The following is a 23,258-nucleotide window of genomic DNA, read 5'->3' as shown; positions in this document are numbered from 1 at the left end:
AAGCTGCCGGCGGCCGGGCGGACCACACAGGCCGTTCTGCGCAGCACCCTTGCGGCCCTTCATCCGGAGCCGCCCAGCCCCGAGCCGGGGTCCACGGGCGGAAGCAGGATGGAGGGCCGCAGGTCCATCACGAAGGCCAGCGGATTGAGGTACGCATCATCGCGCCGGACGCCCCAGTGGATGCAAGGCGTCCCGCCGCAGTGGCCGGGCAGCGCCCGTCCCAGCACCGCACCCTCGGCCACGGCGTCGCCGGGCCGGAGGGTGCTTTCCACGGGTTCGAAACTGCTTCGCAGGCCGTTGCCGTGGTCGATGGTGAGCACCGGGCGGTCCACCACCACGCCCACGAAGCTGACCCGGCCCGGCGCCGGAGCGGTGACCGGGGCGCCGTCGTACGCCGCCCGCAGGTCCACGCCGCGGTGGCCGGTGAGCCACGGGCGGTCCGGTGGCGCGAACGAGCGGAGCACTGCAGGCCTGGGGGAGAGCGGCCAGCTCCAGCCTCCGGCCGGGGATTCTGGTGGAGCCGCCTGCGCAGGGGCCAGGATGAGCAGCACTGCTGCCGGGACGATTGAAACCCTCATGCCGCCAGCTTCGGCCGGCCGGTCGTGACGGGGTAGATCCCGGTTGGCCTATGTGGATTTCCGCCGTGGATTTCCACCCCCTTGGAGACATGAGAACCGTCCTTACAGGCGGGTCCGCTGTAGTACACTTGGTGGAGCAGTTTGCTGTGCCCTCATGCCTACTTCCATTCATATGGACGGGCAGCACGTCTCATTCAGGAGTGCGGGAGCAGTGGCTGACTACGCGTATCCAGCCCTCCCTGTCCGAAGCCCGGCTTCCGGGTGCGGAGGACTGCGCCTCTTACGGTCCGGCCCCCAGGGTCCGGATGAGGGGTGCGGTGGATGCCAGGAGGAACGCCCGACCGGGTGTTGCTAAATAACCGTCAACTATTGGCAGGGTAAGAGAGCCTTTGGGCCCTCTCATGAATGACCTGCCGGAAGGAGCGTCGGCATGCCCGTCGTAACTATGCGCCAGCTGCTTGACAGCGGCGTCCACTTTGGACACCAGACCCGTCGTTGGAACCCGAAGATGAAGCGTTTCATCTTCACGGAGCGCAACGGCATCTACATCATTGACCTGCAGCAGTCGCTGTCCTACATCGACCGTGCCTACGAGTTCGTGAAGGCCACCGTTGCACACGGCGGCACCGTCCTCTTCGTCGGCACCAAGAAGCAGGCACAGGAAGCCATTGCCGAGCAGGCCACCCGCGTCGGCCAGCCCTACGTCAACCAGCGTTGGCTCGGCGGTATGCTGACCAACTTCCAGACGGTTTCCAAGCGCATCCAGCGCATGAAGGAACTCGAAGAGATCGACTTCGACGACGTCGCCGGTTCCGCGTACACCAAGAAGGAACTGCTGCTCCTTCGCCGTGAGCTGACCAAGCTGGAGACCAACCTCGGCGGTATCCGCAACCTGACCAAGGCGCCTTCGCTCCTCTGGGTTGTCGACACCAAGAAGGAACACCTCGCCGTTGACGAGGCCAAGAAGCTGAACATCCCGGTTGTTGCCATCCTGGACACCAACTGCGATCCGGACGAAGTCGACTTCCCGATCCCGGGCAACGACGACGCCATCCGCTCCGTCAACCTGCTGACCCGCGTTGTCGCCGACGCCGTTGCTGAGGGCCTCATCGCCCGCAACCAGCGCGCCACCGGCACTACGGAAGCTCCGGAAGAGCCGCTGGCCGAGTGGGAGCGCGAGCTCCTCGAAGGCAGCAAGGCCGAAGAGGCCGCCGCTCCGGCCGCCGCTGAAGCTGCTGCTCCGGAAGCCGCCAAGGCTCCCGCCGCCGAAGAGGCTCCGGCCGCTGACGCTGCCGAGGCTGCTCCGGCCGCCGACGAAGCCAAGTAGTCAGACAAATAAATCTGGATCTCCCCAACCGTTGCATGCAGCGGACGGGGTACTGACAGGATGGCGGCTCACCGACGGTGAGCGGCCGTCCTGTCAGTCCGTACACCACACAAATTTCTAGACAGAGGGGTTCACATGGCGAACTACACTGCCGCTGATATCAAGGCTCTGCGCGAGCGCACCGGCGCCGGCATGATGGATGTCAAGAAGGCTCTTGACGAAGCCAACGGTGACGCCGAGAAGGCCATCGAAATCATCCGCATCAAGGGCCTCAAGGGCGCTACCAAGCGCGAAGGCCGCTCCACCGCAGAAGGCCTGGTTGCTGCCAAGGTCGACGGCGGCGTCGGCGTGATGATCGAGGTCAACTGCGAGACCGACTTCGTCGCCAAGGCTGACAAGTTCATCCAGCTCGCCGACAAGGTGCTCGCTGTTGCTGTCGAGTCCGGCGCTGCCGACCTCGACACCCTGCTGGCCACCGAGGTAGACGGCAAGCCGCTCTCCGAGGTTGTCATCGAAGAAGGCGCAGTGCTGGGCGAGAAGGTTGTCGTCCGCCGCATCGCCCGCATCGAGGCCCCCACGGTCGACGCGTACCTGCACAAGACCTCCAAGGACCTCCCGGCCCAGGTCGGCGTGCTGTTCGCTGTTGACGGCGAAGGTGAAGCTGCTTCAACCGCCGCCCACGACGTCGCCGTGCACATCGCCGCGATGTCCCCGAACTACCTGACCCGCGAGGACGTTCCGTCCGAGCTGGTCGAGTCCGAGCGCCGCATCGCCGAGGAAACCGCCAAGGCCGAGGGCAAGCCCGAAGCAGCGATGACCAAGATTGTGGAAGGCCGCGTTACCGGCTTCTACAAGGGCGAGGTCCTCGTTGACCAGGCGTTCGCCAAGGACGCCAAGAAGTCCGTCGCGCAGGTCCTCGAAGAGGCCGGCGTCAAGGCAACCGCATTCACGCGTTTCCGCGTTGGTTCCTAACTAAGCTCCGCTGAAGGGGTGGTCACTGCGGTGGCCGCCCCTTTTGCATGCACCCGCAAAACGCGGGCCACCCAGGCCGAATGCTGCCTTTGGTCCCCGGCACGATACCCTTTTTCAGAGCTCACCAACGGGAAGGCACCATGGATACCGTCAACAATTCTGCCCAGCCAAAGAAGACCAGGCGCCGCGTACTCTTGAAGCTTTCCGGCGAGGTCTTCGGGGGCGGCAAACTGGGCGTTGACCCGGACACCGTCCGCGGGGTAGCAAAGCAGATCGCGGCGGCCGTCCCGGACGTCGAGGTGGCCATAGTCGTCGGCGGCGGCAACTTCTTCCGCGGCGCCGAACTGTCGCAGAGCGGCATGGACCGCTCCCGCGCCGACTACATGGGGATGCTAGGCACCGTGATGAACTGCCTCGCCCTCCAGGACTTCCTGGAACAGGCCGGCGTGGAGACCCGGGTGCAGAGTGCCATCACCATGGGCCAGGTGGCCGAAGCCTACATTCCGCGCCGCGCCATCCGCCACATGGAAAAGGGCCGCGTCGTGATCTTCGGCGCCGGCGCCGGACTGCCGTACTTCTCCACCGACACCGTCGCGGCGCAGCGCGCCATGGAGGTGCACGCCGACGTCGTCCTGATGGCCAAGAGCGGGGTCGACGGCGTCTACACGGCCGACCCGAAGAAGGACCCCACCGCGGAGAAGCTGCACCGCCTCAGCTACGACGAGGCCCTGCGGCGCGACATCCGGGTCATGGACCAGACCGCGATGACGATGTGCAAGGACAACAACCTGACCATGGTGGTGTTCGGCATGGAGGGTGAAGGCAACGTCACGCGGGCCATCCGGGGCGAGGACCTGGGCACCGTCGTCACCCCCTAGCTGCGGCTAGGATGTTTTTAGGACAGTTCAGCTCCCCGGGCACTGGGGCGCGCACCAATTTCTGAGGAGAGAACGTGATCGAAGAAACCTTGCTCGAAGCCGGGGACAAGATGGACAAGGCGGTTGAGGTAGCCAAGGAAGACTTCGCCTCGATCCGCACCGGCCGCGCGACGCCGGGCCTGTACAACAAAGTCCTAGTGGACTACTACGGATCACCGACGCCGCTGCAGCAGCTGGCCTCCTTCGCCGTCCCGGATGCGCGCACCATCCTCATCACGCCGTTCGACAAGACCGCCCTGCGGGACATCGAACGTGCGCTGAGCGACTCCGAGGTGGGCGCCAACCCCTCCAACGACGGCAACGTCATCCGGATCACCATCCCGGAGCTGACCAAGGAACGCCGCAAGGAATACGTCAAGATCGTCAAGTCCAAGGGCGAGGACGCCAAGGTGTCCATCCGCAACATCCGCCGCAAGGCCAAGGAAACCCTGGACAAGCTGGTCAAGGACGGCGAAGCAGGCGAGGACGAGGGTACCCGCGGCGAGAAGGAACTCGACGCCCTGACGAAGGCCCACGTCGACGGCATCGACGAGCTGCTCAAGCGCAAGGAAGCCGAGCTGCTCGAGGTCTGATGGCGGACGAACAGCAGGCGTCCGGACCGCGCGTCCGTGCGCGGGGGAGAGAGCGGAAGAACCCGACGCCCAAAGCCGGCAGGAACCTTCCTGCCGCGACGGCGGTCGGCCTTGCCATGCTCTTCGCCGTGCTCGGCGGCCTGCTGTTCCTGCCCCTGGCCTTTGTGCTGATCGTCACGACCTTCGCCATCTTCGGCGTCTGGGAGGTGTTCCGGGCGCTGGAGGCATCCGGCACGCGCCTGCCGATCATCCCGGCCATGACGGGCACCGTGGCGATGCCGCTCGCGGCCTACTTCGGCGGCACCGAAAGCCTCCTCTTCGCGCTGCTGCTCAGCAGCGTCGCGGTCCTCCTGTGGCGCTCCCTGGAGGGGGCGGCCGGGTCCGCGCGCAGCATCTTCGCCGGCGTCTTCACGCTGGCGTGGGTACCGTTCCTGATCAGCTTCGCCGTGCTGCCGCTGCACGCCACCGGCGGGGCAGCTCCGATCGGGCCGTGGCCCGGCGGGGTCGTACCCGTCGGCGCCTGGCAGATCGGCACCCTGCTGCTGCTGGTCGTTTCCAATGACACCTTCGGCTACCTCGTGGGCGCCTCGCTGGGCAAGCACCCGATGGCGCCGAAGATCAGTCCAAAGAAGTCCTGGGAGGGCTTCGGCGGGTCGGTTGCCGGCGCCGTGATGGTCGGCGTCCTGGCCAGCATCTTCTTCCTCGGTCAGCCGTGGTGGTTTGGTGCGGCCCTGGCCGTGGGACTGGTGGCCGCAGCCACGGCCGGCGACCTGGCCGAGTCCATGGTCAAGCGCGAGCTCGGCATCAAGGACATGGGCAACAGCCTGCCCGGCCACGGGGGAGTGATGGACCGACTCGACTCGATTGTCTTCGCCTCTCCGGTGGCGTTTATGATCTTCGCCGCCGCCGGCGGCTAGGGGAGCACCCGCCCCCGCCCGGCACCTAGAATAGTGCCGGGCAAACACCCCGAAGTTGGCGCTACCAGAGCCGAACGGCCTCGAAGGAAACATAGTTACAGTGGACATTCACCGGCAGATCCCTGCCTCCTTTGACCGCGTGCAGCGGAACCAGTACGGCTACAACGCCAAGCAGGTGGACCAGTTCCTGCAGCGCGCACGGGTATCGTTTGAAACACCGCACGCCGCGTCACGGGCGATCAAGAGCGCCGACGTCCGTGCGGTGTCCTTCGACCCGGTCAAGGGTGGCTACGCGGCCGCCGGCGTGGACGCGGCCCTGGACCGCCTGGAGGACGCCTTGGCCCGCCGGGAACGCGATGAACTCATCGCGGAGCGCGGCGAAGACGCCTGGCTGCGCGACATCGGCCGCCTCGCCGGCCTACTCCGCGGCCGCCTGCACCGCCCTGACGGGCAGCGCTTCCGGCGCCCAGCCAAGGGCAAGGTGCGCAGCTACAACACCACCGACGTCGACGACCTTTGCCACGAGCTGATCGGCTACCTCGAAGAGGACCAGCCGCTCAGCGTGGACAACGTCCGCCGCGCCACCTTCCGGCCCGCCGTCGGGCGCGAAGGCTACGAGGAAAGCCAGGTCGACGCCTTCCTGGACCGCGTCGTCGAACTCATGGCCGCCATCGACTGACGCGCCACCTCCCAACGCCTCACCGCTCGGTCGCCAGCGGCCGTTCCGGGGTGTGCAACCGGGTCATCAGCCGGGTGATGGTCCGCGGGACCCGGTCACGGGTGGCCCGGGAAACCAGCACCATCACCGCGAAGGCCGCCGGAACCGTCCAGGCGGCGGGTTGCGCGAGCCATGGTGGTGTTCCAGCGGGGCCCAGCACGGCGCCGGCCAGCATGGCCCCGCCGCACAACACGGCCCCGGTCAGCATCCCGGCGATCGCGCCGGTGTCGGTCAGTCCCCGCCACCAGATGCCCAGCAACAGCACCGGACAGATGGTCGAGGCCGTGAACGCAAAAACCAGGCCCACGCTGCCGGCCAGCGCCGTGGAATCCGTCATGGCCGCAATCCCCAGCGGCACTACCGCCGAGAGCAGTGCGGCGAGCCGGAACCCGCGCACGCTGCCGCCCAGGATGTCCTGGCTGATGACGCCCGCCAGCGAGACCACCAGGCCCGAGGTGGTCGAGAGGAAGGCGGCGAACGCCCCGGCGACCACAAGCGCGGAGAGCAGGTCCCCGGCCGCGCCGCCGACCAGCCGTCCCGGCAACAGCAGGACCAGGGCATCCGCCTGCCCGCTCTGCGCCAGGCCCGGGGCGAACATCCGCCCGATCAGCCCGTACGCCGTCGGGAACAGGTAGAAGACCGAGAGCAGGCCCAGTACGATCAGCGTGGTCCGGCGCGCCGACTGCCCGTCCGGGTTGGTGTAGAAGCGCACCAGCACGTGCGGCAGGCCGAGGGTCCCGAACAGCAGCGCCACCAGCAGGGAGATGTTCTGGTACGGCCCCGCGGGGGCCAGCGCCGTCGGGTTCACGTTCGATTCGGCGACCGCCGGAGAGCCGTTGCCGGCGAGCACGAACAGGATAAACAGCACCGGCACCGCCAGCGCGGTGAGCTTCAGCCAGTACTGGAACGCCTGGACGAAAGTGATGGAGCGCATCCCGCCGGACACCACGGTCACGCAGACGACGGCGACGACGGCCACCTGCCCCACCCAGGCCGGCAGCCCGGTGGTGATCCGGATGGCCAGCGCCGCCCCGTGCAGTTGCGGGACGATGTAGAGCCAGCCGACGACCACAACCGCGAAGCTCGTCACCCTCCGGACGGCCCGGGAATCCAGCCGGGCCTCGGTGAAGTCGGGAATCGTGTAGGCGCCGGAGCGCCGAAGCGGCGCGGCCACGAACAGCAGGAGCATCAGGTACCCGGCGGTGTAGCCCACCGGGTACCACAGCGCGTCGGTGCCGGAGAGCAGGATCAGGCCCGCGACGCCGAGGAAACTGGCCGCGGAGAGGTACTCGCCGCCGATCGCCGAGGCGTTCCACCAGGGCCGCACCGTGCGGGAAGCGACGTAGAAGTCCCCGGTGGTGCGTGAGATCCGCAGCCCGTAGAAGCCGATCACGGCAGTGGCCAAGGAGACGGCCGCGAAGGCCGCAATGCCGACGACCGGGTTCACCCGCGCCTCACTTGTCCCCGGCGAGATCGCGGTAACGGGATTCGTTCCGGGCCGCTGTGCGGACGTAGAGCCAGGCGCTGAGCCCGATCACCGGGTAGATGCCGGCGCCCAGGAGGACCCAGTCGAAGGGCAGCCCGGCGATCCGCAGCTCAGCCAGGCCCGGCACCAGCCCGAGCATCAGGGCAAAGGACAACAGGATCAGCAGGAACCCCGCCGCCACCACGATGCCGAGCCGCAGCTGGGAACGGATCAGCGAGCGGACGAACACCTGTCCGGCGTCGGACTCCTCGGCGGCCTCGCGCGCGTCGATGGCCGAGCGGCCGGCGGCAATGCTGCCGCCATTGCTGCCGGCTGCCTCAAAGCTGCGAGGCGCGGTGACCCGGACCCGGGTCATGCCTGCGGCCGGATCCGGGTCGCCTCGAGCTTCTCCCGGACGGACGGCAGGTGCCGGCGGCTGATCGGCAGCTCGGCGCCGGCCACGGTCACGCTCGGACGCGCCGCGGCGAGCTTCATGTGGCTGAGGTGGCTCAGGGCGATCAGGTAGGAACGGTGGATGCGCAGGAAGCCGGCGTCGGCCCACTGCTGTTCGAGGTCCGCCAGCGGCACCCGGATCAGGTAGCTCGCGTCGGCGGTGTGCAGCCGGGCGTAGTCGCCCTGCGCCTGGACATAGGTGACGTCGTCGCGCCGGATCATCTTGGTGGTCCCGCCGAGGTCCACGGTGATCATCTCCGGCGGCGGGGCGCCGTCGCGGATCAGCTCGCTGATCCGGCCGATCGATCTGGCCAGCCGCTCGGCGCGAACCGGCTTGAGCAGGTAGTCCACGGCGGCCAGTTCGAACGCCTCCAGGGCGCAGTCCTCGTCCGCGGTCACAAAGACGACGGCGGGCGGCCGGCTGCTGCGGGAAATCACCCGGGCGATGTCGAGACCGGAGAGGGCCGGCATGTGGATGTCCAGGAAGACGGCGTCGACGTCCTCGGCCTCCAGGGCGCGCAGCGCCTCGGCGCCGGAAGAAGCGCGGTGGATGGCGCCGATCCGGTCGTCCCGGCCCAGCAGGAAGGCCAGCTCCTCGACGGCAGGCAGCTCGTCATCGGCGACGAGGACGTTAATCATGGTCCTAGGGTACCGCCGCAGCGCGCGCCACCGGCGCCGGCGGGGCCGGGCGTTGTGCCGGGCTCAGGCGTCATGCCGCGGCTGGGACTTGGGCACCCGCATGGTGATCAGCGTGCCTTCGCCCGGCGCCGTCTCGATGACCAGGCCGTTGTCCTCGCCGTAGACCTGACGCAGCCGGGCGTCGACGTTCCGCAGCCCCACATGGTCGCCCTCTCCATGCCCGGCGAGGACGGCCCGCAGCTTCTCCGGATCCATGCCGACGCCGTCGTCCTCGATGGTCACCTCGGCAAAGGCGCCCGAATCGTTCGCCGTGATGGTGATGTGTCCCGGGCCCTCCTTGGCCTCCAGGCCATGCCGGACCGCGTTCTCGACCAGCGGCTGCAGGCTCAGGAAGGGGATGACGGTGCTGAGCACCTCGGGCGCGATCCGCAGGCTCACCTGGACCCGCTCGCCGAAACGCGCCCGCTCCAGCAACAGGTAGCGGTCGATGCACCGCAGTTCCTCCGCGAGGGTGGTGAAGTCGCCATGCCGGCGGAAGGAATAGCGGGTGAAGTCGGCGAACTCCACCACCAGTTCCCGGGCTCGCACCGGATCGGTGTTGATGAAGGAGGCAATCGCGTTCAGCGAGTTGTAGATGAAGTGCGGGCTGATCTGGGCCCGGAGCGCACGGACCTCGGCCTCCATCAGCAGGGTCCGGGAGGCGTCCAGCTCGGCCAGCTCCACCTGCGTCGCCACCCAGTCGGCCACTTCGCCGGTGGCACGGACCAGCCCCGCGCCCGCGGCCGGGGCGAAGGCGGCCACCACGCCCACCACCCGGGTGCCGGCCTTGATCGGGGCGATCACGACGGCGCGCTCCACGCCCTCCGCCAGCGGCCGGGATGCCCCGCCTGCGGCGAGCAGTTGCAGTTCCCCGGCCGGAATCACGGCGGTGTGGCCGCCCTCGAGCACCTTGGCAGCCAGTCCCATCAGGGCGGGCTTGAGCGCCTCGTCGGCGCCGTCCCAGGCCAGCACGCCCGTGGTATCGGTGATCGCCAGGGCGTCGCAGCCAAGCAGGCTGCGCAGCTGCCGGCTCGCTTTCGCCGCGCCCACCGGGTTGAGGCCGGTGCGCAGATACTGCCCGGCCCGGGAGGCGGCGTGCAGAGTCTTGTAGGTGGCGCGTTCGACGTCGGTGCCCAGTTCGCGGAAGGAACGCAGGACCTTGAGTCCGACGGCCACGACGACGGCGATCGCCAGGGCGATCACGGCGATCGCCGCGGCGGTAAACAGGGGGGAGTCCGGCATGCTGCCAGCGTAGCGCGCCGTTGAGCGCAGCATCGCAGCCGTTGAGCGACGGGAAGGCCGGCGGTGCTGGAATGTAATGCGCGTCACGATGCACAGTGATTGCAGTCACACAGCGCCGGAGGGCTATTTTCCGGGGCCCGGGGTACCCGGCGGTGGCTCGCCAGTCTCAATGAGGAGGAACGATGGGTCACGACGCCCAACATGCGGACGCAGCGGCGCCCGTGGACTTCAAGGAAGTCCAGTCGACGGAGCGGTTCCAGGAACTGCGCAAACGTCACCGCAGCTTTGTCTTCCCGATGGCCATCGCATTCCTGCTGTGGTACTTCGCCTACGTCCTGCTGGCCGACTACGCGGTGGGCTTCATGTCCACCAAGGTCTGGGGCAACATCAACGTCGGCCTGATCCTGGGCCTGCTGCAGTTCGTGTCCACGTTCGCCATCACCGGCTGGTACGTCAGCTACTCGAACCGGAAACTGGACCCGATCGCCTCAGAGATCCGCCATGAGATCGAAGGCCACGAGTTCGACAAGCACGGCAACCCAGTGAGCGGAACGGCAAAATGACACTAATGGTCCCCGCGGTCAACGTCGCCGCCCTCAAAGACACCACCTTGCTGAACATGGGCATCTTCGCCCTCTTCGTCGCGGTCACCATGGTGATCGTGTTCCGCGCCAGCCGCAACAACAAGACGGCGGCCGACTACTACGCCGCCGGCCGCTCGTTCACCGGTTCGCAGAACGGCACCGCGATCGCCGGCGACTACCTTTCAGCCGCGTCCTTCCTCGGCATCACCGGAGCCATCGCCATCAACGGCTACGACGGTTTCATGTACTCCATCGGCTTCCTCGTCGCCTGGCTCGTCGCGCTGCTGCTGGTGGCCGAACTGCTGCGCAACACGGGCAAGTTCACCATGGCCGACGTGCTGTCCTTCCGGCTCAAGCAGCGTCCGGTGCGCATCGCCGCTGCCATCTCCACCCTGGCGGTCTGCTTCTTCTACCTCCTGGCCCAGATGGCCGGCGCAGGCAGCCTGATCTCGCTGCTGCTGGGCATCAGCGACTGGGGCGGCCAGGCGCTGGTGATCATCGTCGTCGGCGCCCTGATGATCATGTACGTCCTGATCGGCGGCATGAAGGGCACCACCTGGGTCCAGATCATCAAGGCCATGCTGCTGATCGCCGGCGCGGCCGTGATGACCTTCTGGGTCCTCGCGATCTACGGCTTCAATCTCTCCGACCTGCTCGGCGGCGCCGCGGAAACGGCCAAGAACCCGGCCGTCCTCAACCCGGGCCTGCAGTACGGCAAGTCGGACACGTCCAAGCTGGACTTCATGTCCCTGGGCCTGGCTCTGGTGCTGGGCACCGCCGCCCTGCCGCACGTGCTGATGCGCTTCTATACGGTTCCGACCGCCAAGGAAGCCCGCAAGTCCGTGGTGTGGTCCATCTGGCTGATCGGGATCTTCTACCTGTTCACCCTCGTCCTGGGCTACGGTGCGGCGGCGCTGGTCGGCGCCGACACCATCAAGGGCGCCCCGGGTGGGGTCAACTCGGCCGCCCCGCTGCTCGCCTTCCACCTTGGCGGTCCGCTGCTGCTCGGCTTCATTTCCGCAGTGGCGTTCGCGACCATCCTGGCCGTGGTCGCCGGCCTCACCATCACGGCCGCTGCGTCCTTCGCGCACGACATCTACGCCAACGTCCTCGCCAAGGGCAAAGCCGACGCGGACACCGAGGTCAAGGTGGCCCGCAGGACCGTGGTGGTGATCGGCATCCTGGCAATCATCGGCGGCATCTTCGCCAACGGCCAGAACGTCGCCTTCCTCGTGGCCTTGGCCTTCGCGGTGGCGGCCTCGGCCAACCTGCCGACGATCGTGTACTCACTGTTCTGGCGGCGGTTCACCACCCAGGGCGCCATCTGGAGCATGTACGGCGGCCTCGGCTCCGCTATCATCCTGATCGCGCTCTCCCCGGTGGTTTCCGGCTCCAAGACCTCGATGATCCCGGGGGCAAACTTCGCGATCTTCCCGCTGAGCAACCCCGGCATCGTCTCCATCCCGCTCGCGTTCCTCCTGGGCTGGCTGGGCACGGTCCTGGACAAGAAGCTCGAAGACACCACGAAGCAGGCCGAGATGGAAGTCCGCTCCCTGACCGGGGTCGGCGCCGAAAAGGCCACCAGCCACTAGGGCCCTGGCCGGTCCCGCCGGCACTGGCAACGAGGAACCCCCGCGCCGTTGCGCGGGGGTTCCTTCGCGTTAAGTCTTGACTGCCGGCGGGCTCCGGCGCTGTTCGTCAGGCGTCCGCCGGGCCGCGTTCCAGCAACGGCTGGATCCGGAACGGAATCAGCTCGCTCATGGCCAGGGCCGTGTCGGTGCGGTCCACGCCGTCACAGGAGAGGATCTTGCCGTTGATCCGGAACAGGTCTTCGGCGTCGAGCGCCACCACCCTCAGCAGGAGGTCGGCCGAGCCGGTGAGGCCGTAGCCCTCCAGGATCTCCGGGATGCCGGCCAGATCCACGGCCAGCTGTCCGAGCTTCTGTTGCTGGACGTGCACGGAGATGAACGCCATCAAGGGGTAACCCAGCGAGGCCGGATTGATGCGCCGCTCGAAGGAGAGGAAAACGTGTTTCTTCTCCAGCTGGGCCATCCGGGCCTGCACCGTGTTCCGCGACAAGCCGAGCTTCTGGGCCAGCGCCACGACGGTCCGCCGGGGGTCCCGGGCCATGGCCGAAAGCAGGCGGGTGTCGGTGCCATCCAAGGGTTGCATAATGCGCAAGATTAGCACGGTCCAAACGTGGCTGGCAGGGCAGAATGCTCAATTTTTTCGAGGGTGGTTGTACCCAATGGCTGTTGTGAGTAGGGTCACAATTATCCGGGGCAACGGCGCCCGGGTGGCCGTCGCGCGCAGGGATCACGAGTCCCGCGGGCAGGGTCAGACGACGTCAGAAGGTTGCGGACAAACTGTGTTTACCGACGACGCGGGCAAGGGCGGCATTGCCGCCGGCGGCCCCGGGAACAGTGCAGAATCAAACAGGCGCTCGGGCGGCGATCTCGTCCAGCTCATCACCCCGGGGGGTGAACGCGTAAGCAATCCGGAGTTCGACTCCTGGGTCCAGGACGTCAGCGACGAACAGCTCGCCGCGCTCTACGAGGACATGGTGGCGATCCGCCGCATCGACGCCGAGGCCACCGCCCTGCAGCGCCAGGGCGAGCTGGCCCTCTGGCCCCCGTTGCTGGGCCAGGAAGCCTCCCAGATCGGCTCGGCCCGGGCCCTCCGGGACGACGACTTCGTCTTTCCCAGCTACCGGGACAACGGCGTCGCCTACGTCCGCGGGGTACAGCCGGCGGACATCGTCAAGGCCTGGCGCGGCAACGCCCTGGCAGGGTGGGATCCCTACACCGTGAACGTGGCGACGCAGCAGATCATCATTGGCGCCCAGTCGCTGCACGCGACCGGGTACGCAATGGGCATCCAGAACGACGGCGCCGATTCGGTGGCCGTGGCCTACTTCGGTGACGGCGCCACCAGCGAAGGCGACGTCAACGAGGCCATGGTATTCGCGGCGAGCTTCCAGGCGCCCGTCGTGTTCATCTGCCAGAACAACCACTGGGCCATCTCCGAGCCGGTGATGCTGCAGTCCCACATCCAGATCGCGGACCGCGCCTCCGGCTTCGGCATTCCGAGCATGCGCGTGGACGGCAACGACGTGCTGGCCGTGATGGCCGCCACCCGGATCGCCATCGACCGCGCCCGCCACGGCGGCGGACCCACCTTCATCGAGGCCGTCACCTACCGGATGGGCCCGCACACGACGGCGGACGACCCCACCCGCTACCGGGACGCCAACGAGCTCGAGGACTGGGCCGCCAAGGACCCGATCGAACGGCTCAAGAAGCTGCTCGAGCGCAAGGGGCTGCTCACCGACGACCTCGTTGCCGCCGTCGCCGCCAAGGCCGACGCGGTGGCCAAAGAACTGCGCGCCGGCACCATCAACATGCCGGAGCCGCAGCCGCTGGACATCTTTAAGCACGTCTACAGCACGCCCAACTCCCCGCTGGACCGCCAGCGGGACCACTACGCCCGTTACCTGGCTTCCTTCGGCGATCCCGCAGAAGCCGCTTCCGAAGAAGGTGCACGCTGATGACGCAGATGACCTTTGCCCGAGCCATTAATTCGGGCCTGCGCAAGTCCCTCGAAAACGATCCCAAGGTGATCCTCATGGGCGAGGACATCGGCGCCCTCGGCGGCGTCTTCCGCGTCACCGACGGCCTGCAAAAGGACTTCGGCAAGCACCGCGTGGTGGACACCCCGCTGGCCGAATCCGGCATCCTCGGCACCGCCGTCGGCCTCGCCTACCGCGGCTACCGCCCGGTGGTGGAAATCCAGTTCGACGGTTTCATCTACCCGGCCTTCGACCAGATCGTCAGCCAGGTCGCCAAGATGCACTACCGCACCCAGGGCGCCGTGAAGATGCCCATCACCATCCGCGTCCCGTTTGGCGGCGGCATCGGCTCACCGGAACACCACTCCGAATCGCCCGAGGCCTACTTCACGCACACCTCCGGCCTGCGCGTCATCAGCGTCTCCAACCCGCAGGACGCCCACACCATGATCCAGCAGGCTATCGCCTCCGACGATCCGGTGCTCTACTTCGAACCCAAGCGCCGCTACCACGACAAGGGCGAGGTGGACGAGTCGCTCGACCTCTCCGCCGCCCTGTCCATGGAGAAAGCGCGCGTGGTCACCGAGGGCACCGACGTGACCCTGGTTGCCTACGGCCCGCTCGTCAAGACCGCGCGCGACGCCGCCCTCGCGGCCGCCGATGAGGGCGTCTCCATCGAGGTGATCGACCTTCGCTCACTGGCCCCGCTGGACTTCGCGACCCTGGAAGCCTCGGTCCGGAAGACCGGGCGGCTCGTCATTACGCACGAGGCCAGCCAGTCCGGCGGCCTCGGCGCTGAGGTGGCCGCCAGCATCACTGAGCGCTGCTTTTACCACCTCGAGGCCGCGCCCGTCCGGGTGACCGGCTTCGACGTCCCGTACCCATATTCAAAGCTTGAAATGCACCACCTGCCGGGCCTGGACAGGATCCTCGACGGCGTCGACCGGGCCCTGGGCCGCCCCAACTCCCTTAGCGGGCTGGAAGGATGACCGCCACCATGATCAAGGAATTCCGGCTTCCGGACCTCGGCGAAGGCCTGACGGAATCAGAAATCGTCGCGTGGAAGGTCGGCGTGGGGGACACCGTCACGCTCAACCAGATCATCGCCGAGGTGGAAACCGCCAAGGCCGTCGTCGAGCTGCCCTCGCCGTTCGCCGGGGTTGTGACGGCGCTGCATGAACAGCCGGGCACCGTGGTGGAGGTCGGCAAGCCGATCGTTTCGTTCGAGGTGGAGGGCGACGACGGTGCCTCCGGCTCCGGGGAAGCCCCCGCCAAGCGGGAGCCGAACCTGGTGGGTTACGGCGCCGTGCTGGAAGGCTCCGGCCGGCCGGCGCGCCGTGCCCGCAGCTTCGCCGCCGCGGCAGCCCCCGTGGCCGCACCCGCCGCCGAGGCTGCCCCGGCCCCGGTTGCGGCAACAGTGCCTGCGGCCGAGCCCCAGGCGCCGGCATCCGCCGACGGCGCCGGAGCCGAGCGTCCACGCTCCACGCCGCCGGTGCGCAAGCTCGCCAAGGACCTCGGCGTCGACCTCGCGGCCGTCACCGGCACGGGGGAGCACGGCCTCATCACCCGCGATGACGTGCGGAACTTCGTTGGCGGCGGCGACCTTCCGGTGGCACCGCAGGAACTGGCTGGCCAGGCAGCCGCCCCGGCCCGTGGCCCGGGCGAGCGGGAAACCCGGACCCCGATCAAGGGCGTGCGGAAGTTCACCGCTGCGGCCATGGTGTCCAGCGCCTTCACCGCTCCGCACGTCACGGAGTTCCTGACCCTGGACGTCACGCCCACCATGGAACTGCTGGGCCGGCTCAAGGCCAGCCGGGCCTTCGCGGGGTACAAGCTGACGCCGCTGACCCTGGTCTCCAAGGCCGTGCTGATCGCGCTGCGCAACCACCCGACGCTCAACGCGCGGTGGGACGAAGCCAACCAGGAGATCGTCCAGTTCAACTACGTCAACCTGGGCATCGCGGCCGCAACACCGCGGGGATTGACCGTGCCGAACATCAAGGACGCGGACCGGATGTCGCTGCTGGAGCTTTCCACGGCGCTGACCGAGCTGACCGAGACCGCGCGGGCCGGCAAGACCGCCCCGGCGGACCTCTCCGGCGGGACGATCTCCATCACGAACATCGGCGTCTTCGGCATCGACTCCGGCACGCCCATCCTCAACCCCGGCGAGGCCGCCATCCTGGCCCTCGGCGCGGTGCGGAAGATGCCGTGGGAGTACCAGGATGAGGTGGCGCTGCGCCAGGTCATGACGTTGAGCCTGTCCTTCGACCACCGGCTGGTGGACGGCGAGCAGGGCTCCCGGTTCCTGCAGGACCTGGGAGCCATCCTCGCCGATCCCGGCATGGCGCTCGCGATGGTCTAGCCACAAAGGGGCCGGGCATCCACGTCATGGGTGCCCGGCCTTTGCCGTCCGGGGGCACTTTGAGGGCAATTTTCGATGGCGGGGCGCTGGTTGTCGGCGTTTCCGCGCCAAAGTGCCCCCGGAGCGCGACGGAACGTCCCGCACCGCGATGGAGCAAGCGGCGGCGTGCGCTTGCCAGGGCAAGCAGCGGGCAGTCAGCCGAGGGGGCGGGGGGTGGCCGGCGCCATCAGGGCGGCCAGCGCCATGCTTTCCAGGAGCGGCCGGGCCCGCTTGAGCGCCATCCGCCGTCCGTGGTTCCGCACCGAGTGCGGCGTGGAGTTGATCAGCCCGAAGGTGGCATGGGCGCGCATCCGCAGCTCGGCCGGGTCGGTGTCCGGATGCAGGCCGGCCAGGACGTCCACCCAGAGCTCCACATAGTTGCGCTGCAGGGTACGGACCTCGGCCTCGTCGTCCTCGTCGAGGCTGCTGAAGTCCTGGTCCTGGACCCGGATGACGTCCGGGTTGCTGAGGGCGAAGTCGACGTGGAATTCAACCAGGCCGGCGAGGGCCGCGGCGGGGCCGGCGGACCCCTCCACCACGCTCCGGCCGCCCTCCAGCAGGTCTTGGCTGACGCTGAGCAGCAGCGCGCCGAGGACGGCCTGCTTGCCGGCGAAGTGGCGGTAGACGGCCGGGCCGCTGACTCCGGCCGCGGCGCCGAGGTCCTCCAGCGAAACCCGGTTGAAGCCGTCGGCGGCGAAGAGGGCGGCGGCCGCGGTGAGCAGCGCCTTGCGGCGGTTCTCCTTGGCCTGGCTTCGCTGGGTGGTCTGGCTGGACTCGGTCACCGGCGTCTCCCTCTTCTCGAATGTCCCGTTTTAACTGTGCTGTGTTGGACATCACAGTTAATAGAGACTAACCTAAATCTCAGTTATGCGGTACTAACCGAAATCGCCGGACCCCGAGTGCGGGCACCGGCACGACGGCCGAGGACGGAAGCAGTCAATGGAGACAATCGCCAGCCAGGTGGACGCCGGCAGCGCCGGCTATGCCGCGAACCGCGAGGCGCAGCTCGGCCTGGCCCGGGAGCTGAAAGAGCGGCTCGCCGCCGCCGCGCTGGGCGGACCGGAAAAGTCCCGGCAACGCCATGTGGCCCGCGGCAAGCTCCTGCCGCGCGAACGCATCGACCGTCTGCTCGATGACGGCAGCCCCTTCCTGGAAATCGCCCCGCTGGCCGCCGACGGCATGTACGACGGCGATTCACCGGGCGCCGGCGTGATTGCCGGGATCGGCCTGGTCCACGGCCGCCAGGTACTGGTCATCTCCAACGACGCGACGGTCAAGGGCGGCACCTATTACCCGATGACAGTGAAGAAGCACCTTCGCGCGCAGGAAATCGCGCTGGAGAACCGGCTGCCCTGCATCTACCTCGTGGACTCCGGCGGCGCCTTCCTGCCAAAGCAGGACGAAGTCTTCCCGGACAAGGAGCACTTCGGCCGGATCTTCTTCAACCAGGCCAAGATGTCGGCGGCGAAGATCCCGCAGATCGCCTCGGTCATGGGGTCCTGCACCGCCGGCGGCGCCTACGTGCCCGCGATGAGCGACGAAACCGTGATCGTGCGCAACCAGGGCACCATCTTCCTCGGCGGCCCGCCGCTGGTTAAGGCCGCCATCGGCGAGATCGTCACGGCCGAGGAACTCGGCGGCGGGGACGTGCACTCGAAAATCTCCGGGGTCACCGACCACCTTGCCGAGAACGACGAGCATGCCCTCCAGATCGTCCGCGACATCGTCTCCACCCTGCCGAAGCCCTCGGCGCCCGTCTGGGACGTGGACACCGCCGTCGAACCCGTGGCCGACCCGGACGAGCTCTACGGCACCGTCCCCACGGATGTGAACGCCCAGTACGACGTGCGCGAAGTCATCGCCCGGCTGGTGGACGGCAGCCGCTTCCACGAGTTCAAGAAGAACTACGGCACCACCCTGGTCACCGGCTTCGCCAAGCTGCACGGCCACCCGGTGGGCATCGTGGCGAACAACGGCGTGCTGTTCAGCGAGTCCTCGCTCAAGGGCGCGCACTTCATCGAACTCTGCGACCAGCGCGGCATCCCGCTGATCTTCCTGCAGAACCTCTCCGGCTTTATGGTCGGCAAGGACTACGAGCAGGGCGGGATCGCCAAAAACGGCGCCAAGATGGTCACGGCCGTCGCCACCGCCCGGGTGCCCAAGCTCACCGTCGTGATCGGCGGGTCCTTCGGGGCCGGCAACTACTCGATGTGCGGCCGGGCCTACTCGCCGCGATTCCTCTGGATGTGGCCCGCCTCCCGGATCTCCGTAATGGGCGGCAACCAGGCCTCCAGCGTGCTCGCCACCGTCAAACGGGACCAGTACGAGGCCCGCGGCGAGGAATGGTCCGCCGCGGACGAGGAAGCCTTCAAGGCCCCGATCAAGGCCCAGTACGAGGACCAGGGCAGCCCGTACTATTCCACCGCGCGCCTGTGGGATGACGGCGTAATCGACCCCGCGGACACCCGCACCGTCCTGGGACTGGCGCTCGACGTCGTCTCCCGCACCCCGCTGCCGGAGACCTCCTTCGGCCTGTTCCGGATGTGAGCCACACTGTGACTGTTACTTCCTCACCCACGAAGCCGCTCTTCGGCACCGTCCTGGTCGCCAACCGCGGCGAGATCGCCTGCCGCGTGATCCGCACCCTGCGTGCCCTGGGGATCCGTTCGGTGGCCGTTTATTCCGACGCCGACGCCGGCGCCCGCCACGTGCGGGAGGCCGACGTCGCCGTCCGGATCGGCCCGGCGGCCGCCACCGAGAGCTACCTCAAGATCGACGCCATCATCCAGGCCTGCCGTGACACCGGCGCGGAGGCCGTGCACCCCGGCTACGGCTTCCTGAGTGAGAACGTCGACTTCGCCCGTGCCCTGGAGCGGGCCGGCATCACGTTCATCGGCCCCGGCGTCGAATCCCTCAACGTCATGGGCGACAAGATCCGCTCCAAGAACCACGTCACCGGCTACGGCGTCCCCGTGGTCCCGGGCATCGCCGAACCCGGCATGAGCGACGCGCAGCTCATCGGGGCCGCAGCCGGCGTCGGCTACCCGCTCCTGATCAAGCCCTCCGCAGGCGGCGGCGGGAAGGGCATGCACATTGTCGAACGCGCCGAGGACCTGGAAGCCACCCTGGCCACGGCCCGCCGGGTCGCAGCCAGCGCCTTCGGCGACGACACGCTGTTCCTGGAACGGCTCGTCGTCACCCCGCGGCACATCGAGGTGCAGGTCCTCGCGGACAACCACGGCAACGTCATCCATCTGGGGGAACGTGAGTGCTCGCTGCAGCGGCGCCACCAGAAGGTCATCGAGGAAGCACCGTCGCCGCTGCTCGAGTCTCTGCCCGACGGCGCCGGGATCCGTGCCCGCCTCGGCGAGGCGGCCTGCAACGCCGCCCGCAGCGTCAACTACTCCGGCGCCGGCACCGTGGAGTTCCTGGTCTCCGACAACGCCCCGGACGAGTTCTTCTTCATGGAGATGAACACCCGGCTGCAGGTCGAGCACCCAGTCACCGAGATGGTCACCGGCATCGACCTGGTCGAGTGGCAGGTCCGCATCGCCGCCGGCGAGGAACTCACCATCGGGCAGGACGACGTCGTGCTGACCGGCCACTCGGTGGAGGCCCGCGTCTACGCCGAGGTGCCGGAGAAGAACTTCCTGCCGTCCGGGGGAGAGGTTCTGCTGCTGGACGAACGCGGCACGATCTTTACCGCGCTGGATGACCTGGAGTCCTTCACCCCGCCCGCCGCGGACCCGGACATCCGGATCGATTCCTCGTTGATTACGGGTCTCGAGATCTCCAGCGACTACGACCCCATGATCGCCAAGGTTATCGCCCGCGGCGCGGACCGGGCCGCGGCCCTGGCGAAGCTGGACACGGCCCTCTCCCGATACACCGCTCTGGGGGTGGACACCAACGTCGAATACCTGCGGATGCTGATCAACGACGCCGACGTCCGCGCCGGCCGGCTCGACACCGGCCTGATCGAGCGCAAGATGCCGGACTTCACCTTCCGCCGCATCGGCGACAAAGAGCTCATCGCCGCGGCCATGCCCTTCTGGGTCCTCGCCGAGGGCCCGCAAACGGTGGGGTCCCCCTGGGACACCACCCGGGGCTGGCGCCTGGGCGCCCCCGCAGCGTGGACCATGAGCTTCGGCACCCCGGGCGGTGGGCTCGCCACAGTGGCGGTGACGTTCGTCGAGAACATCGACCTCGGCCGCGCCCGGGTCCGGGTCGACGACGGCCCCGAGCACGACGTGGCCGTGATCGGACTCTCCAGCGACAACATCCTTTTCGACCTCGACGGCGTCGAGCAGCGGTTCGCGCACGCCCAGTCCGGGCAGGACTTCCCTCGGGAGGACCCGCCGAGATTCGTCTACCTCGGCAACGAGGGCTGGTCCTGCCGGCTCGAGGTGCTCAACCGCGAAACCCGGCTCGCCCGGGTGCTGGCCGCCGTCGAACGCAAGGAAGGCGCCGCGGACCCGGCGGTGCGTTCGCCGATGCCGGGCACCGTAGTCTCCGTCTCGGTCAACAACGGCGACGCCGTCGAAGCCGGCCAGGTCCTGCTTGCCGTGGAGGCCATGAAGATGGAGCACCAGCTGGTGGCCCCCCTCGATGGAACCGTGCACATCAGTGTCGTCTCCGGCGACCTCGTCAAGGCGGACCAGGTCCTCGCCACCATCCACCCGCACCAGCCGGCGACGCCGGACAACGCAGCGGAGGACACCGTCGAGGAATCCGTGATCGCCATGGGCGCCGCGGACTAGCACCCCCCAACTTTCAGCACCAGACCTCAGCCACAGCTTCATAGACACACCGACCAAGGAGTCACCCCCATGCCAGATTTTGAACTCAGCGAGGACTACCAGGACCTCAGCAACACCGTGCGCGAATTCGCCGACGAGGTGGTGGCCCCGGTCTCCGCCAAGCACGACGAAGAGCACAGCTTCCCCTACGACGTCGTCTCCCAGATGGCGGACATGGGCCTGTTCGGCCTGCCGTTCCCGGAGGAATTCGGCGGCATGGGCGGGGACTACTTCGCCCTGGCCCTGGCCCTCGAGCAGCTCGGCCGGGTGGACCAGTCGGTCGCCATCACTCTTGAGGCCGGCGTCTCCCTCGGAGCCATGCCAATCCACCGCTTCGGCAACGACGCCCAGAAGCAGGAATGGCTGCCGCTGCTCGCCTCCGGCAAGGCGCTCGCCGGCTTCGGCCTGACCGAGCCCGAGGCCGGGTCCGATGCGGGCGGCACCAAGACCACCGCACGCCTCGAAGGCGGGGAGTGGGTCATCAACGGGAACAAGGAGTTCATCACCAACTCCGGCACCGATATCACCAAGCTCGTCACTGTCACCGCGGTGACCGGCCAGGAGGAACGCGCGGACGGCAGCATCAAAAAGGAGATCTCCACTATCCTGGTGCCCGCCGGCACCCCCGGATTCACGGCGGAGAAGGCGTACAACAAGGTCGGCTGGAACGCCTCCGACACCCACCCGCTGACCCTGGACAACGTCCGCGTCCCCGAGGAAAACCTGCTCGGCACCCGCGGCCGCGGCTACGCGAACTTCCTCTCCATCCTCGACGAGGGCCGGATCGCGATCGCCGCACTCGCCGTCGGCGCCGCCCAGGGCTGCGTGGACCAAGCCGTGAAATACGCCAAGGAACGCAGCGCCTTCGGCCAGAACATCGGCAAATACCAGGCCATCGCGTTCAAGATCGCCCGGATGGAAGCACGCGCCCACACCGCCCGGCTGGCGTACTACGACGCGGCCGCCCGGATGCTCGCCGGCAAGCCGTTCAAGACCCAGGCCGCCATCGCTAAGATGGTCGCAGGCGAGGCAGCCATGGACAACGCGCGGGACGCCACCCAGGTGTTCGGCGGCTATGGCTTCATCAACGAATTCACCGTGGCGCGCCACTACCGCGACTCCAAGATCCTTGAAGTCGGCGAGGGCACCACGGAGGTCCAGCTGATGCTGATCGCCCGCGAACTGGGACTGTAGCCGGCAGGAAGGATCCTGGGATGATCAACAAAGTTGTTGCCAGCGCCGCCGAGGCCGTCGCGGACATCCGCGACGGCGCCTCGCTCGCCGTCGGCGGTTTCGGGCTGTGCGGCATCCCGGTGGCCCTGATCGATGCCCTGCACGAGAACGGCGCGACGGACCTGGAAACCGTGAGCAACAACTGCGGCGTGGACGACTGGGGGCTCGGGATCCTGCTCAAGGACGGCAGGATCCGCCGCACTATCAGCTCCTACGTGGGGGAGAACAAGGAATTCGCGCGGCAGTACCTCGCCGGCGAACTCGAGGTGGTCCTCACCCCGCAGGGCACGCTCGCGGAGAAACTGCGTGCCGGCGGGGCCGGGATCCCGGCCTTCTACACCCCCGCGGGCGTCGGCACCCAGGTGTCCGACGGCGGCCTGCCGCAGAAGTACGACGCCGACGGGAACGTCGCGATCGCCTCCGCGGCCAAGGAGGTCCGCAGCTTCCACGGCGCCGACTACGTGCTGGAAGAGGCCCTGACCCCGGACTTCGGCCTGGTGCACGCCTGGAAGGGCGACCGGCACGGAAACCTGGTCTTCCACGCCACCGCGATGAACTTCAACCCGCTCTGCGCCATGGCCGGGAAGATCACCATCGCCGAGGTCGAAGAACTCGTGGAGCCCGGCGAGTTGGATCCGGAGCACGTCCACGTCCCCGGGATCTTTGTCCAGCGCGTGGTCCTCGCGCCGCACGCCGAGAAGCGCATCGAAAAACGCACGGTCGCGGTGACCGCCGCCGGGTCGACAGCTCCCGCTGCCGGTATCCCTTCCAGCACCACCTCCAGCACATCAGAGCAGTCAGGAGCCTAGC

At 68.0% G+C, this 23,258-nt stretch carries 22 protein-coding genes; 15 read left to right on the top strand and 7 right to left on the bottom strand.

Annotation, left to right across the window (positions count from 1 at the left end; all coding sequences use genetic code 11):
• Positions 1 to 59 precede the first annotated feature (59 nt).
• Positions 60 to 578 (bottom strand): murein hydrolase activator EnvC family protein, encoded by a 519-nt coding sequence (locus tag ACZ5Z0_RS04185; RefSeq protein ID WP_464110013.1) that lies wholly within the window; start codon positions 576 to 578, stop codon positions 60 to 62.
• 430 nt (positions 579 to 1,008) lie between these two features.
• On the opposite strand from ACZ5Z0_RS04185, the gene rpsB reads away from it, so the two are divergent.
• The 6 genes from rpsB (at position 1,009) to ACZ5Z0_RS04155 (ending at position 5,983) form a co-directional block, all read left to right on the top strand.
• On the top strand, positions 1,009 to 1,905 hold the full coding sequence (gene rpsB, locus ACZ5Z0_RS04180; protein ID WP_138769833.1) for a 30S ribosomal protein S2: 897 nt from the start codon (positions 1,009 to 1,011) through the stop codon (positions 1,903 to 1,905).
• A gap of 135 nt (positions 1,906 to 2,040) precedes the next feature.
• The gene (gene tsf / locus ACZ5Z0_RS04175) at positions 2,041 to 2,877 is read left to right on the top strand and encodes a translation elongation factor Ts (RefSeq protein ID WP_138769832.1); all 837 of its coding nucleotides are present in this window, start codon (positions 2,041 to 2,043) and stop codon (positions 2,875 to 2,877) included.
• Between the two features lie 140 nt (positions 2,878 to 3,017).
• Positions 3,018 to 3,755: a UMP kinase gene (gene pyrH / locus ACZ5Z0_RS04170; protein ID WP_349414386.1), complete on the top strand. Its 738-nt coding sequence runs from the start codon at positions 3,018 to 3,020 to the stop codon at positions 3,753 to 3,755.
• Between the two features lie 74 nt (positions 3,756 to 3,829).
• Complete coding sequence (gene frr, locus ACZ5Z0_RS04165; RefSeq protein WP_138769830.1) at positions 3,830 to 4,387, top strand: ribosome recycling factor; 558 nt, start codon at positions 3,830 to 3,832, stop codon at positions 4,385 to 4,387.
• Positions 4,387 to 5,304: a phosphatidate cytidylyltransferase gene (locus ACZ5Z0_RS04160; protein WP_464110012.1), complete on the top strand. Its 918-nt coding sequence runs from the start codon at positions 4,387 to 4,389 to the stop codon at positions 5,302 to 5,304. Before frr ends, ACZ5Z0_RS04160 begins: the two co-directional genes overlap by 1 nt.
• A gap of 100 nt (positions 5,305 to 5,404) precedes the next feature.
• Entirely contained in the window at positions 5,405 to 5,983 is a 579-nt protein-coding gene (locus ACZ5Z0_RS04155) for a DivIVA domain-containing protein (protein WP_464110011.1), read from the top strand.
• A gap of 19 nt (positions 5,984 to 6,002) precedes the next feature.
• On the opposite strand, the gene ACZ5Z0_RS04150 is transcribed toward ACZ5Z0_RS04155, so the two are convergent.
• The 4 genes from ACZ5Z0_RS04150 to ACZ5Z0_RS04135 all read right to left on the bottom strand — a co-directional run bounded on the left by ACZ5Z0_RS04150 (position 6,003) and on the right by ACZ5Z0_RS04135 (position 9,860).
• Entirely contained in the window at positions 6,003 to 7,469 is a 1,467-nt protein-coding gene (locus ACZ5Z0_RS04150; RefSeq protein ID WP_464110010.1) for a sodium/solute symporter, read from the bottom strand.
• A 7-nt stretch (positions 7,470 to 7,476) separates the two neighbouring features.
• Positions 7,477 to 7,863: a DUF485 domain-containing protein gene (locus tag ACZ5Z0_RS04145; protein ID WP_464110009.1), complete on the bottom strand. Its 387-nt coding sequence runs from the start codon at positions 7,861 to 7,863 to the stop codon at positions 7,477 to 7,479.
• Positions 7,860 to 8,579, bottom strand: a complete 720-nt coding sequence (locus ACZ5Z0_RS04140) for a LytR/AlgR family response regulator transcription factor (RefSeq protein ID WP_138769826.1) — start codon at positions 8,577 to 8,579, stop codon at positions 7,860 to 7,862. Before ACZ5Z0_RS04140 ends, ACZ5Z0_RS04145 begins: the two co-directional genes overlap by 4 nt.
• Before the next feature lie 63 nt (positions 8,580 to 8,642).
• Positions 8,643 to 9,860 carry a sensor histidine kinase gene (locus tag ACZ5Z0_RS04135; protein WP_464110008.1) on the bottom strand — a complete coding sequence of 406 codons (1,218 nt, stop codon included), beginning with the start codon at positions 9,858 to 9,860 and terminating at the stop codon, positions 8,643 to 8,645.
• A 182-nt stretch (positions 9,861 to 10,042) separates the two neighbouring features.
• Between ACZ5Z0_RS04135 and ACZ5Z0_RS04130 the strand changes: the two genes are divergently transcribed.
• On the top strand, positions 10,043 to 10,423 hold the full coding sequence (locus tag ACZ5Z0_RS04130) for a DUF485 domain-containing protein (RefSeq protein WP_464110007.1): 381 nt from the start codon (positions 10,043 to 10,045) through the stop codon (positions 10,421 to 10,423).
• Complete coding sequence (locus tag ACZ5Z0_RS04125; protein ID WP_464110006.1) at positions 10,420 to 12,036, top strand: solute symporter family protein; 1,617 nt, start codon at positions 10,420 to 10,422, stop codon at positions 12,034 to 12,036. Before ACZ5Z0_RS04130 ends, ACZ5Z0_RS04125 begins: the two co-directional genes overlap by 4 nt.
• A gap of 106 nt (positions 12,037 to 12,142) precedes the next feature.
• Here ACZ5Z0_RS04125 and ACZ5Z0_RS04120 read toward each other — a convergent pair whose 3' ends face one another.
• Complete coding sequence (locus ACZ5Z0_RS04120) at positions 12,143 to 12,616, bottom strand: Lrp/AsnC family transcriptional regulator (RefSeq protein WP_464110005.1); 474 nt, start codon at positions 12,614 to 12,616, stop codon at positions 12,143 to 12,145.
• Positions 12,617 to 12,812: 196 nt separating this feature from the next.
• On the opposite strand from ACZ5Z0_RS04120, the gene pdhA reads away from it, so the two are divergent.
• Genes pdhA through ACZ5Z0_RS04105 form a run of 3 tightly spaced genes read left to right on the top strand, consistent with a single transcriptional unit; the run spans position 12,813 to position 16,377 of the window.
• Positions 12,813 to 13,991: a pyruvate dehydrogenase (acetyl-transferring) E1 component subunit alpha gene (pdhA, locus tag ACZ5Z0_RS04115; protein ID WP_464110004.1), complete on the top strand. Its 1,179-nt coding sequence runs from the start codon at positions 12,813 to 12,815 to the stop codon at positions 13,989 to 13,991.
• Positions 13,991 to 15,001: an alpha-ketoacid dehydrogenase subunit beta gene (locus tag ACZ5Z0_RS04110; protein WP_138769820.1), complete on the top strand. Its 1,011-nt coding sequence runs from the start codon at positions 13,991 to 13,993 to the stop codon at positions 14,999 to 15,001. The genes pdhA and ACZ5Z0_RS04110 overlap by 1 nt, the downstream gene beginning before the upstream one ends.
• Positions 14,998 to 16,377: a dihydrolipoamide acetyltransferase family protein gene (locus ACZ5Z0_RS04105; RefSeq protein ID WP_464110003.1), complete on the top strand. Its 1,380-nt coding sequence runs from the start codon at positions 14,998 to 15,000 to the stop codon at positions 16,375 to 16,377. Before ACZ5Z0_RS04110 ends, ACZ5Z0_RS04105 begins: the two co-directional genes overlap by 4 nt.
• A 194-nt stretch (positions 16,378 to 16,571) precedes the next feature.
• Here ACZ5Z0_RS04105 and ACZ5Z0_RS04100 read toward each other — a convergent pair whose 3' ends face one another.
• Positions 16,572 to 17,198, bottom strand: a complete 627-nt coding sequence (locus tag ACZ5Z0_RS04100) for an SACE_7040 family transcriptional regulator (RefSeq protein ID WP_464110002.1) — start codon at positions 17,196 to 17,198, stop codon at positions 16,572 to 16,574.
• A 157-nt stretch (positions 17,199 to 17,355) separates the two neighbouring features.
• Between ACZ5Z0_RS04100 and ACZ5Z0_RS04095 the strand changes: the two genes are divergently transcribed.
• From ACZ5Z0_RS04095 to ACZ5Z0_RS04080, 4 genes are all read left to right on the top strand, one after another.
• Entirely contained in the window at positions 17,356 to 18,963 is a 1,608-nt protein-coding gene (locus tag ACZ5Z0_RS04095; RefSeq protein ID WP_464110001.1) for a carboxyl transferase domain-containing protein, read from the top strand.
• Between the two features lie 8 nt (positions 18,964 to 18,971).
• Positions 18,972 to 21,176, top strand: a complete 2,205-nt coding sequence (locus ACZ5Z0_RS04090; RefSeq protein ID WP_464110000.1) for an acetyl/propionyl/methylcrotonyl-CoA carboxylase subunit alpha — start codon at positions 18,972 to 18,974, stop codon at positions 21,174 to 21,176.
• A 69-nt stretch (positions 21,177 to 21,245) separates the two neighbouring features.
• Positions 21,246 to 22,409, top strand: a complete 1,164-nt coding sequence (locus ACZ5Z0_RS04085; RefSeq protein WP_464109999.1) for an acyl-CoA dehydrogenase family protein — start codon at positions 21,246 to 21,248, stop codon at positions 22,407 to 22,409.
• A gap of 20 nt (positions 22,410 to 22,429) precedes the next feature.
• The gene (locus ACZ5Z0_RS04080) at positions 22,430 to 23,257 is read left to right on the top strand and encodes a CoA transferase subunit A (protein WP_464109998.1); all 828 of its coding nucleotides are present in this window, start codon (positions 22,430 to 22,432) and stop codon (positions 23,255 to 23,257) included.
• The last annotated feature ends 1 nt before the right edge of the window (position 23,258 follow it).

Source organism: Arthrobacter sp. T2-23 (genome assembly GCF_055398325.1).
Note: the sequence above shows the minus strand (reverse complement) of the source record. Positions and strands in the feature narration are given on the sequence as shown.